The 11653-nt window shown below is 65.0% G+C and carries 11 protein-coding genes; 4 read left to right on the plus strand and 7 right to left on the minus strand.

The features are described from left to right. Window positions 1-554 precede the first annotated feature (554 nt). Window positions 555-776, plus strand: a complete 222-nt coding sequence (locus ABH936_RS13815; protein ID WP_136788345.1) for a helix-turn-helix transcriptional regulator — start codon at window positions 555-557, stop codon at window positions 774-776. Window positions 777-824: 48 nt separating this feature from the next. Further along, window positions 825-1676, plus strand: coding sequence for a hypothetical protein (locus tag ABH936_RS13820; protein WP_136788346.1), 852 nt, complete (start codon window positions 825-827; stop codon window positions 1674-1676). An 837-nt stretch (window positions 1677-2513) separates the two neighbouring features. Here ABH936_RS13820 and ABH936_RS13825 read toward each other — a convergent pair. From ABH936_RS13825 to ABH936_RS13855, 7 genes are all read right to left on the minus strand, one after another. After that, a complete protein-coding gene (locus ABH936_RS13825; protein WP_404603536.1) occupies window positions 2514-3584 on the minus strand; it encodes a TniB family NTP-binding protein in 1071 nt (356 codons plus the stop codon). A gap of 9 nt (window positions 3585-3593) precedes the next feature. Then, complete coding sequence (locus ABH936_RS13830) at window positions 3594-5624, minus strand: Mu transposase C-terminal domain-containing protein (protein ID WP_006947235.1); 2031 nt, start codon at window positions 5622-5624, stop codon at window positions 3594-3596. A gap of 11 nt (window positions 5625-5635) precedes the next feature. Then, window positions 5636-6346 (minus strand): TnsA-like heteromeric transposase endonuclease subunit, encoded by a 711-nt coding sequence (locus ABH936_RS13835; protein ID WP_170957188.1) that lies wholly within the window; start codon window positions 6344-6346, stop codon window positions 5636-5638. Between the two features lie 322 nt (window positions 6347-6668). Continuing rightward, window positions 6669-7130 carry a hypothetical protein gene (locus ABH936_RS13840; RefSeq protein WP_404603537.1) on the minus strand — a complete coding sequence of 154 codons (462 nt, stop codon included), beginning with the start codon at window positions 7128-7130 and terminating at the stop codon, window positions 6669-6671. A 66-nt stretch (window positions 7131-7196) separates the two neighbouring features. Further along, window positions 7197-8111, minus strand: coding sequence for a formate transporter FocA (locus tag ABH936_RS13845; RefSeq protein ID WP_404603538.1), 915 nt, complete (start codon window positions 8109-8111; stop codon window positions 7197-7199). A gap of 262 nt (window positions 8112-8373) precedes the next feature. Then, the gene (locus tag ABH936_RS13850; RefSeq protein WP_404603539.1) at window positions 8374-9318 is read right to left on the minus strand and encodes an aminoglycoside phosphotransferase family protein; all 945 of its coding nucleotides are present in this window, start codon (window positions 9316-9318) and stop codon (window positions 8374-8376) included. A gap of 113 nt (window positions 9319-9431) precedes the next feature. Further along, on the minus strand, window positions 9432-9860 hold the full coding sequence (locus ABH936_RS13855) for a PH domain-containing protein (RefSeq protein ID WP_144707722.1): 429 nt from the start codon (window positions 9858-9860) through the stop codon (window positions 9432-9434). Between the two features lie 201 nt (window positions 9861-10061). Here ABH936_RS13855 and ABH936_RS13860 point away from each other — a divergent pair, with 201 nt between their 5' ends. Together ABH936_RS13860 and ABH936_RS13865 are read left to right on the plus strand one after the other, a co-directional pair. After that, window positions 10062-10538, plus strand: coding sequence for an SRPBCC family protein (locus ABH936_RS13860; RefSeq protein ID WP_404603540.1), 477 nt, complete (start codon window positions 10062-10064; stop codon window positions 10536-10538). A gap of 103 nt (window positions 10539-10641) precedes the next feature. Beyond that, window positions 10642-11502 (plus strand): pseudouridine synthase, encoded by an 861-nt coding sequence (locus ABH936_RS13865; protein WP_404603541.1) that lies wholly within the window; start codon window positions 10642-10644, stop codon window positions 11500-11502. Window positions 11503-11653: the final 151 nt, after the last annotated feature.

The following is an 11653-nucleotide window of genomic DNA, read 5'->3' on the forward strand; positions in this document are numbered from 1 at the left end:
CGCGCGGTCCTTCACCTCGGGATCGAACTTCTTCGGCATGAACAACATCCTCTCGAACTCGAAAGGAAGCGGCATCACACCCGGGACGCTTCAGTACTCACTGCTGCCCGGGCCGAAGAGTTTGAGGTACGCCCGGTTGCCGGGCTCGGTGGTGTCGGTGACTGAGCACGTGATCGCTCGCTCGGACATCTCACCCTTAACCCCGCGGGCACCGGCGACACGGTAGTTGGTACCGGTTAGATCAGCCCATGTCGCTAGCTGTTTGCCGTCCCCGAGAAGTGTCTTGCACGCACGCGTGGCTTCCTTGTCGGAGGCGAGGGCCTGGGCCATGGAAATGGTTGCAGTGTGGGTTGTTGTATCAGGTCTGGAGGTGTCCCCACCTGAGCAGGCGGTCAGGGCAACGCTCACAAGCGCCGTGACGGCTGATATCGGATAGGCGGTGCGCATAGAGACTCCGGGAGCGGTTCGGCGGGCCACGGTCAATAAAAGTATATGTACGTGTACTGCGTCTTCGGGTGAAGCCGCTTTGTGTGGTTGCTGTGCCCCAATCAAACATGGATCCGGACCTCAGCCAGCTGCGAGCTATCTTCGTCAACGCACGCGCTCGGTCGGGGCTCACCTTTGAGGAGCTGGCGGAGCGTTCCGGTCTACACCGCCAAACTCTCACCAACATCGCCCGAGGACGCGCCAACGGGGATCTGCGCACGTGGCTGCTGCTGGCACGCGCCTTCGACACTCGGCTTGATGACCTCTTGGAGCCTGTGTGGGAGTCGTGATTGTGGTGGGGTCCGCGAACCGGCGCGATCGGCACTAGGCAGAGTTCGGTGAGCGGGGGAGCGGGCGGCCCCAGCAGTTGGGAAGATCCGGAATCTGCGGACTACCTGGGGTATTTGGACGACGGTGACGGTTTCATCAGCTGGGCTGGTAGCGAGCCGTGGGTCATCTACTTGGTGATCGAGCCGGAGCGTGGCACCAGCACCCGAGTAGGAAGGGTGTTGCATGTGGGCATCAATCCTCGGGTGGAAGACGTGCCGCTCGATGCTTACGCCACAGGAGACATGGCGCCGGTAACCGCTGAGGCACTCGCACACCGGGCCCTGATGGATGCCCCAGTCAAGAGTCGGAGACGGATCAAACAGCTGATTGCCGACGGCGCCCTGCCCGACGTGCAGGTTCTTTCCCTGGACACCGGAATGGACGACGAGCGTGCGGTTCGGCGTTTACGCGATTCGCTCGAGGCGGTCCTGGTGCCGGAAGCCAGACGAGCCGCCGCCGGACGGGTCCGCGTCAGCCCCGCGGAATCACTAGACGCAGATGCGGTTCGGGAACTGCAGCCCGGCTTGGTCGGGCTGGGGGAGGAATTCGTCGTCGCGACGCGAACGCCGAAGCGGCCCAGCAGCCTGCGCAGCCTGCGCCACGCTCTCGAGCGAGACCCCGCTGAGTTGTTGGGGGAGCAGGTGGATCTCGGGGCGTCGCATCTCGCTTCGCAGTTGGCGGGCACTACGCCAGATGAGCCAGGGGTTGTCGTGTTGCTGGCTGGCCCGGGGTTCGGGATCGCGGCCGACGTGGTGATCGGTGTCTGGCTCGTTCATGACGGGGGATCGGGCATCGTTGTCCTTGACGAGGATGAGCGTGTCACCTCTTTGCGTCGCCGGCTCATGCCACCTCTGGATTGAGGTTCCAGGGGTCTTGTCGGTGGGCTTGTCGATCGCGGGCGATTCGTTCTAGCGCGCTTGTCAGGCGAAGTACTGCTCGTTTGGCCCTCCACGTCTCGCTGGTATCGATGGAGGCGACGATCTCCTCGGCCAGTTCATGAGCGAGCGCAGAGGTCACTTGTCGCGACGCGCGGTGGATCTGTCGAGCGATCGGCACTTGGAGGGGGTATAGGCGGATCGCCGGATGTGACAGTCCCGCGTACAAGTAGGGGTGTGTCGTCAAGGCGGGTTCTTCGAGGCTCGCAGGGGAGACAGCGATGGCGGTGACCTCTAGGGCTAGCACCATCAGTGGCGCATCGAAGGTCGTCCCTGTGGGGACGAGGTGCCGCCGGAATTGCCGCTCTGCGGCTAGGGCGAGGTTGGTGCATCTGGGCATCGCATCCTCGTCCCAGGAGATCCATCGTTGATGGCGTAGGCACACTAAGCCGGCCTTCGGCAAGGCCCCGGTGGCCGACTCTCCGTTGCAACATGCGAGGCACAATCGACGATCGCGTACCCAGTTGCCGTTTACGAGTCGTGGTGTGGTGAAACAGCGGGGGTCGAGCGAGCCGAGTGCACGCCAGGTCGGAACGGCGGCAGGGGAGTACGGGGAGGATTTTGAGAGGATGCCACGGGATTGAAGCGTGTAGAGGAGGCGACCGGCAGCGTATCCGTTTGCGGCCTCGAGTCGGCGAACGTATGAACGGATACTTTCGCCGTGGAAGCAGCGGACCGGTACTGGTAGTGGCTTCGTGGCGGGTGGCGGAAGCACGTTTGGCGCGGCATCGGCGCTCTCGGAGCTGGTCACTTGAGTGGGTATCACGCGCTCGATCGGGCGTCGGGTCGACCTGGGCTGTGTTGGCGGGTCTGTGTGAGGTGTTCCTCCTTGGCGGCCAGTTCCGCGCGGTAGTCGCGGTGAGCTGTCTTGACCTCGCGTAAGCCGATGGTTTCTTTGCCGTCGATGAGGGCGCCGAGCGCTGCCATGCGCACGAGGGTGCGCAGGGAGCCGATGCTGCCGCCTGTTGCGGCGTGCAGGAACTCGCTCGCTTGACTCGACAGGTGGCCGGCGGGCTGGCTCATCAAAGGCAATGACTCCTCGAGGAGGTCGATGAGCGAATCCCACTCGTCACGGTCCTCTTGGGTGCCTCTGCTCATGGGCTTGAGGTAGTGCATGGTCACGCGCCCTTGCATTTGGGCGCTCATAGGGCCCGCGAACAGGTCAGAGTCCGGAAGGTCGACTCCGACAAATAGGAATAGCGCTGGCACGCGGTCCATGAAGGCCTTGAGTGCTGACGCTGCGTCCAGGCCGGATTGGGCTCGTGTGCGGAGGTTTTGGACCTCGTCAACGATGATGAGACTGGTGCTGAGGCTGGCAAGGACGTCAACGACCTGAGCGGTGATGGTCTCGGTGGTGTCACGTACGTGCACCGGGAGGTTCAGTGCGGCGGCGAATGCACTCATGAGGGTCTTGGGCGTAGCCCCGGGGGGTGTCGACAGGTAGAGGGTCGGTGCGAAGTCCGTGCCGGCACGGCCCGTCTTCTTTCGCTCGGTGATTTCGTGGAGCTTGCCGAGATGGAGGGCTGCGGTGCTCTTGCCCAGGCGCTGGGCTCCCGAGACCGCCATGCTCTGGCGGGGCCCGAACTGGGGGCCGTGCGCGCCGAGCCGATGAACCCTGAATTGACGTTCAAGGCGATCCAAGTCAGGCGTGAGGAGCACGTCGTGGCTGTTGATAGCGGCGGCGCGACGCTCTAGGTAACGCTCGGCTTCTTCGTGTGTCAGCCGTTCAACTTGCTCTGGACTAAGGGCGTCGACGATCACCGGCTCATATGCCATGAAGCGTCGCCATTGGTCGAGTGTGATTGGTGCGCTAGTCAGTTGGATGTCGCTCATGGTGGCTCCTCAGTACTCGGCGCGGCGCACTCGTTTGCGTTGCTTCGTCTGGTCCTCGGCGTCCGGCTCTTCTTCCGGTGTGGGGGCGCTAGCCTCGCCATTCCGGGGGACAGGTGTCCGCGCCTCAGGTGCGAGGGCTACCTCCGGAACGTTCGGCTGGCTGTTCCGTCGCCTGGCCTTACGTTCCGTCGCTGTCGATAGGTTCAGTCCGGACTGAATGCGCATGATGTGGTCGAGTACAAGGTTTGACGGTGCTTCTTGGCCCCGGGATGCTTCCTTCGCGAGTCTGACAGCCACCTTGGCCACGCTCTCCGAGAACGCTGGGACGGCGTCGGTGTGCAAGATCCACGGCACCTCAATCCACTGCTCGCCAGACGGCTTGCGGTGGTCACGCAAGAAGATGACGTTCATGCGAGAAGGGTCGTAGCGCACCTCCCACTTGTCGGTGTTCGACAATCCGGATGGTTGTTTGCGGTAGGGGTTGAGGGCAGGGGAGTTGTACGACATCGCGTCCAGATTAATTCCGGAGTGCTGGACGGTTCGCATTTTCATCGGGAGCATACTGATGTAGTCGTCGCGGGTGAGAGCCCTCGTGGCTGTCGGTGCGACCCCCGACAGCGCCGTGTACATCTGATTGGGTGTCAGCGCCCGCTTCGGAACGGCGGGGTGTCGCAGGCGGTCCTTCGGTTGGTTCTGCCAGACGGTGACGAGCCACTGGTCGAGAAGTGATTGAACCTCGTGGAGAGCCCATCGGGCCCTTCGTTCGACGTCGCGGCCACGGTTGGCGACATCTCGACCGGTGTATCCGTTGAGGTACTGCGTGAACTGCTCCTCGACTGCTCGCATGAACCGTTCGATGTGTGGCTTATCTGTGGGCGTGCCCGGAGAGGCTAGCGTTAGACCGATTTCGAGGCGTTCGCATGCGTTCCTGAAAACCTCACTCATGTAGTTCTTTCCCCGGTCGATCGTGATCGTTTCGGGGTAGATGAGGGGGCGGGCGGCGATCCCCGCTCTCAGTTCGGGGTCGGGAACCATCATTTCGACGGGCAGGGTGGATCGCGCGAGAGAGAGGGCGTCGTCCCATCCGGGCTGCATGGGAAGTGGGGTCAGAGAGCGCGCCAACAATTGAGTACCGAGTTCCACTCCCTTCGTTCCCTCGGGCACCAGGATGGCGCCGCAAATGGTCCCGGTGGCTACGTCGATCATTGCGGACAGCTCTGGGCGCCCGGTGCTTCCGTCTGGGTACACGATGGCGAGGTCGAGTGGGGTCGAGTCGATTTCAACGAGTTGGCCTGGAAGCGTGGCCCGGCGCCTGCTGAAGGGCTGGTTCGGCCGGTTGGCGCGGGTTCGTCTGGTCGTGGCGTTGCCAAATGGGTGCAGGTCACCTTCCACTTGGGACAGGAGGCGGTAGAGGGTCGCGTCGGAAGGAACCGTGATGCCCTCAAGCCGGGCCTGGTACTTCAGATGATCCAATGCGCGTTTACGGGTTCCGGTAGACGTCTCCGTTTGGTCGACGACGTACGCGTGTAGGAGCGTCATGATGCGCGGATCTTGTCGGAGACCGGGCCGCTTGTCGCGCAATTTGCGCTTGTCGACGAGGGCGGCCACGCCATCGCGTTCATATGCCTTCACGTATTGCCGAAGTTGCCGCTCCTTTAGGGGTCGTGCCGTTGAGGCGAGCTCGGCTACTTTGGCTTCAATGCGGCGGTAGCGGGGGACGTCGTCGGCGTAGGCCGGATTCGGGATAGTCTCCTGGGGGGTGTCGTCGATGGGTGGCACACCGCGGATGATTTCCACGATGTGCCGCTGGAGCCAGCGGGCATCCTCGGCGACCTGCTGGGGGACGCTCTCCAAGAAACGCACATCGTCGAGGGTTGGCAAGCGGTCCGGGGTCTCTGGCTGGAAGGAGTCATCGGCGAGCAGCTCGGTGAGCGCGACGTGGCGGATGCGCCCACTCGCTTGGCTTTTCAACGCGGCTCTCGGGCCATCCACGCCGACGACCTGCCAGGCCTGGGCGTCGAAGAGAATGAAGTCGTACATCCTGACAGATTTCATGCACTCTCCGCCGTGACTATGGTGCTGCTGCGTAGCGGCTGCTCGAGGTCAAACGTAAGCTGCTGGTGCCACATCATGTTGTAGAGGTGCATGCGCGCTTCGTGTTCGGGTAGCGCGGCCTCGCGCATCAGACGCCTCATCCCGAGGTTGAATGACGCGCCACCGTCGAACGCCGTTAGCGCTGCGTCACGCACTGAGGGATCGGGAACGAAGCGCGTGCGCCGGTAGGTGCACAGGTGTTCCATGTTGAATGCCCGCTGGGGTTCCCAACCTGAGAACACCTCGTACTGCCATCCAACGGTTTCACAGGCTGTGCGGGTGAGGGCGAACTGATCTGCGGCAGCTTCAGTGTGATCGGCGGACTTGACGTCAACGACGAGACCGTCACCGCTAGCGAGTCGGCAGAAGAAGTCTGGGACGTGGTCACGTCGTCCGGGTGTTCCTCGCGGCCAGGAGAAGATGAGCGGCTGCCATGAGTACGCGACCACATCGCGGCGGAAGTCAGCCTCGACCGCGAACCTCTTCTCGAGCCCAGATTCGTGGTGAACGAGGCACCCCAGCGTCGCGGACCAATAATCGCCCTCAAATGAGCGCTTCTGCTTGTACGAGGTGACCTCCCGTATGGGGCGAGCGTGCTCAACGGCCACCCTGGCTAAATCGGGCCCGAGGGGAGTTACGAGTCGCTCACCGTCCGCTGTGCGGATCATGCACATCGTCTCGTCACTGGCGGCTACGGAGGTTGTACCCATGGTCCCTCGATCTAGTGGCGATGAATCGTGCGAGTCAACCATCAAAAGGTAACAGGAGGAGTTGAGTGAGAAAACGGCAGTCTTTTATGAACGATAACACCGTGTGGGGGTGCTGGGGAAGGCCCCCCATCCGCTTACTTAACATAATGTCGATTATCGGATGACGACCGTGGCGCCGAAGAGGTCCCAATGACAGTGGGTCACACCGCTGTGTGCGATGTGACCCACTGCTGGCTCTCGCCGCCAGAGTGCTGACGCTTACGTCCGCGCGCCCGAAGCGTCAGGACACGTCGTCGAGCGTCAACATCGTGCCGTTGAACTCGAATGTGTCTTCGGCCCGTTTGCCCTCGATGGCTGCGTAGATCGGTGCGTCCGGTGAGATGCCCAGGTAGGTCGTGCCGCCCGAGGTGAACTCGTCCGTCGCCACGCCGACGACGAAGTGCTCGCCGCCGAAACTGATGACCGCGCCGGGCTTGACGACGTCACACGCCGTCGTCGTCAACGCCTTCGCCGTCTCGACGATGCGCTGCTGCGTCTTGTCGACCTCCTGGAGCATGTCGTGCATGTCGTGCATGGCGCCAGCGTCCTCCTGATGCGAGACGTCGTCGACGCGGTGCTCGTCCTGCTCGATCACCTCGCCGACCTGCTGACGCAGGCCGACAGCCTCGTCGGCCTGGTCGAGGCGCTCACTCAGGTGTGCGACGAGGTCCTCCAGGACCTGCGCCTTGTCGACATCGCTCACGGTGGTCTCTTCCTGGCGCAACTCCCCTGCGCCATAAATATAGCTAATGAATGTAAAGCGCGATCCTCAGACCGCAGCTGCCTCGACCTTCGGACGGTTCGCGTACCACTGGTACAGGCCCGCGATGAGCCCGCCACCGATGATGTTGCCGAGCGTCACCGGCAGCAGATTGTTGACGAAGACGTGCGCCCAGGTGAGATCCGAGTACGCCGACATGTCGAGGCCCTTGAGGAACTTCGCTCCCCCGTGATCCTTGAAGATCATGGCGAGTGGCAGGAAGAACATGTTGGCGATCGAGTGCTCCAGACCCGTCGCGACGAACAGCGCGACCGGCCCGACGACGGCGAACGCCTTGTCGACGAGCGTCTTGCCCGCGAACGCCATCCAGACCGCGAGGCAGACCGCGAGGTTCGCGAAGATGCCGAGGACGAACGCCTCACCCCACGAGTGATGCAGCTTGGCGGCCGCGCCGTCGAGGACGACCTTGCCCCACCCGTTCTTACCGTTCGTCTGCAGCCCACCGAAGTAGCACAGCGCCGCGACGAGCAGCGCGCCGACGAAGTTGAACACCCACACGATCACCCAGTGCAGCGCGAACTGGGGCCACGTGATGCGTCCAACGACCTTGGCGATGATCGTCATCGTCGAGGACGTGAACAGCTCCGCGCCCGTCACGATGACGAGCAGCAGGCCGACGGAGAACGCGACGCCGCCAATGGTGCGCGAGATGCCCCACGGCATCGTCGACGCGCCCGTTTGCGTCGTGATGTAGAAGACGAAACCGAGCGCGATCCATGCGCCGCCCAGCACGGCGAGCATGGCGATGCGCCACGGTTCGCGCACAGGCCGCTTGGCCATCGCGGCCTCGGCAGCCGTCGCGATCGCTTCAGGGGGGAGGATGGCGGTCGATGCGGCGGGTGGCGCCGCAGGGGCCGGGCTGACGGGCGCGGCGGGCATCGACGAATCAGTGGGATGGCTCATGGCCACAGCGTACGAGATGGCCCGCCGCCGGGTGGCGCGACGCTCCGCACGGCCCGGGCACCTCACCTGCCACGTGCGACGGCGGGGGCGAATGCTTTCGAAAATCGCAGATGGGGACGCAGATCGCGAAGGTGGACGTGAGTCGCCGATGGCTACGCAGATCGCGAATGGGGACGTACATCGCACGTGGGGCGGGGCCGCTGGGCAGTAGTCGGAAGCTCTCTGAGGCCTTCGAACCGAGGCGTTCGGGCAGGGGTGAACGTCAGCCCTGCATGGCCTTGATGATGGCGACCTCGCGAGTCAGATCCGGTGCAGGAGCGCGTCGCTGGCGCGCATCGTGGCAGGCCCACCAGGCGTTGGCAAGCACCCGAATGATCGTCCATGCCCGGGCCGCTTCGGGCGCGACGCCCATCGGGTCGCACGCGTAGTCGACGCGAAAACGCAGATGATTCCGCAGGTTGTAGGCGTCAGCGGCCTCGTCCCACCGGTTCCACAACAGCGGTGCAACCGCGAGCGCGAGGTTTCCCGCGACCGGTTTCGGGTCGGTCGCGACGAGCCCGCCAACAGCTCCGGCTCGCGTCACGCTCATGACGTTGTCGTCGTGCAGATCCGAGTGCACGAGCGTCGCGTCGACACCACGCTCTTGCGCGAGCGATCTCGCCAACGACACCCCCTGGGTGACGAACCGCCTCGGCATCGGCAGCTCCTCCCCCGTCAGCCGCTCGGCGATCCGGCCGCACCACGCAGACGCCGTGTCGAGCTGCGGCAACGCCGGCACGGCGAGACGCCGGTGGATCGCGCCGATCGTCTCCGCCGCGTCGAGCGACGACATCTCCACCAGCTGCGTCGTCGGCCGACACCGTTCGAGCAGCAGCGCCCATGACGACGGTTCGGCCGCGACGAGCTTGACCGCTCCGACACCGCGCCACGCGCGCAGCGCCAGGTGCTCGTGCCGTGCCTCGGCGTGCGGCCACGCGAGCTTGAGCGCGAGCCGCTCCGAACCCCGCCGCACCGGCACGACGAGCGCGCACTGACCGTGCATCGACGGCCCGTCCGGCGTCAGACGCCAGGTGCCCAGCAGCGTCTCGAGCATCTTCGGGACGCTGCGCAGCCACGCCTCACCGTCAGGCAGCCCGGCCCCGTCAGCCGCCCGACCGGCCATCAGCGCTCGCAGCGACTCGGGGATCAACGCGTCCGTCTCGACCATTGCCCGATCCTGTCATGCGCGTCGATTCCCCAACTCGGCGCGGCAGGCGACATCTCGCTCGGCGCGCAGCCCCGCGTCGAGCGGCTACGCACGCAGGCCGGCAGGCGCCACTGTCACGCGCGGTTCAGATTCTGACGGTTGTTGAGGGCGATGCCCATGAGATGCCGATACAGCGCCGCGATGTCGAAGTTCTTGGGGAACTCGAACGTGTACTCGCCGTACTGCAGGGTGTGGGCCCTGAGGTAAGGCGTCACGACGTACGTGATCGTGATCTCCGAGTCGTCGACTCCTCCGCCTGCGGTCTCTGCGGTGACGTCCACGATCGCAGCCAGCTGGATCGACTTGACGCGAGTCTTCTTCCCCGTCGCACCCTGGTGATCGAGCGTGATGATGCGGAAGTTGGTCATGCAGAAGCCGTCGCGCAGCATCTTGTACGCCGACTGGATCTGCTCACCCTCGAGCAGCCAGGGGCTGTAGAGCTCATGTGCTTGCTGCGGGTCGATCTGCTGCATGTTGCCGGCGAGGCCTTGAAAGATTCCCATGCCGTGAATCTACGTGGCTGGAGGTACCTGCGGGCGCCCGGCGCCCTGCTCCTTGTTTCCGCGACTCCTGCTGCGAGGCCGGCCACGCGGGTGACCGGGGGTCGACCGCAGCCCGCCCTGTCATCCCACTCGGCTGAGCAGCCGACGGGCAGCGGACCGTGCATGCGGCAGCTCAGGCGCCTCCCGCATATCCTCTGGGGCATGGGTGAGTTCCGCGTCAGCTGCAGCCGTCACATCGCTGCGCCGCTCGAGCAGGTGCACGGGTGCGTCGACGACTTCCACGAATGGGTGCGCTGGTCGCCGTGGGAGAGGCCCGACCCGCAGCTGCGCCGCACCTATTCGGGGGCCGCACGTGGCGTCGGCGCGCAGTACGAGTGGGCCGGCGACAAGAAGGCCGGGTCGGGACACATGGAGATCCTCGACTCGACGCCGCACGAGATCACCGTCGCACTCACGTTAACGGCGCCGTTCGAGTCGGAGAACACCTCATACTTCGCCTTCTCCCCCGCCGCTGACGGCAGAACCGACGTCACCTGGACGATGACGGGCCCGCAGAGCGCGCCGCAGCGCGTCCTGTTCACCCTCATCCGCATGAACGCGAAGGTGGCGAAGGACTTCTACAAGGGCCTCGCCGCCCTCGACGCCGCCGCGACGGGCCGCGCGCCCGCGGGCGCCTGACGGTTCGCGAGCGCCGTCCGTGCCAGATTTTCATCCCCTTCCCCGCCGTCACGGCCTCAGTGCCGCATGGGTGCGCACGCCCGATCGTGACCGCACGAACCCCATGCCCTGGCCGACGATGCGGGCGTTCCTGCACGACAAGCTGCCCGACCACGTCGACGTCGACGGGATGCTCGAACGCGGCCGTTTCGTCGACGACCACGGCCGATCCTGGAACGGTGACGAACCGTACCGGCCGCACACGTTCGTCCACTTCCACCGCGAGCTGCGCGAGGAGCCGGAGGTGCCGTTCGAACTCACGGTGCTGCACGAGGACGAACGCATCGTCGTCGTCGACAAGCCGCACTTCCTCGCTTCCATCCCGCGCGGCAGGCACGTCACGCAGTCCGTCGTCGTCAAGGCACGCGCGATGCTCGACGAACCGACGCTCGTGCCCGTTCACCGCCTCGACCGGCTCACCGCCGGGGTGCTCCTGCTGACGCGCGAGCCACGCTGGCGCGCCGCATACCAGGGCATCTTCGAAGCGCGGCAGGTGACCAAGACGTACGAGGCCGTCGCGGCGTACGACCCGTCGCTCGAGCTGCCGCGTCGGGTCGAGTCGCACATCCGCAAGCAGCACGGCCTCGCGCAGGCGTTCGAGGTGCCGGGGGCGCCGGTCAACGCCATCACCGACATCGAACTCGGGCAGGTGCGCGGCGACGTCGCCACCTACCGACTCAGCCCCGCCACGGGCCGCACCCATCAGCTGCGCCTGCATCTCAACGGTCTCGGCATCCCGATCGTCGGCGATCCGCTCTATCCGCACGTGCGTCTCGACGACGACATCGACGACTTCACGCGTCCGCTGCAGTTGCTCGCGAAGACGCTCGCGTTCGTCGACCCCGTCGACGGCACCCCCCGCCACTTCACATCGGCGCGCACCCTCACCTGGCCCGACGGCACCGCGGCTCCGTCGACGGCGTGACCACGCTGACGTCCTGCCCAACTCGCGGACGACACGTCGCCGGCGGCGAACGCAGCACTAGATGTGATGACCAGCCAGGTTGTCCAACCGGGTGATGGGCGCGACTCTGCCGATGGCTGAGTGGGGCCGGTGGTGGTTGTACTGGTGGATC

The sequence above is a fragment of the Dermacoccus sp. GAS27A genome (assembly GCF_044909235.1).
Lineage (GTDB): Bacteria > Actinomycetota > Actinomycetes > Actinomycetales > Dermatophilaceae > Dermacoccus > Dermacoccus nishinomiyaensis.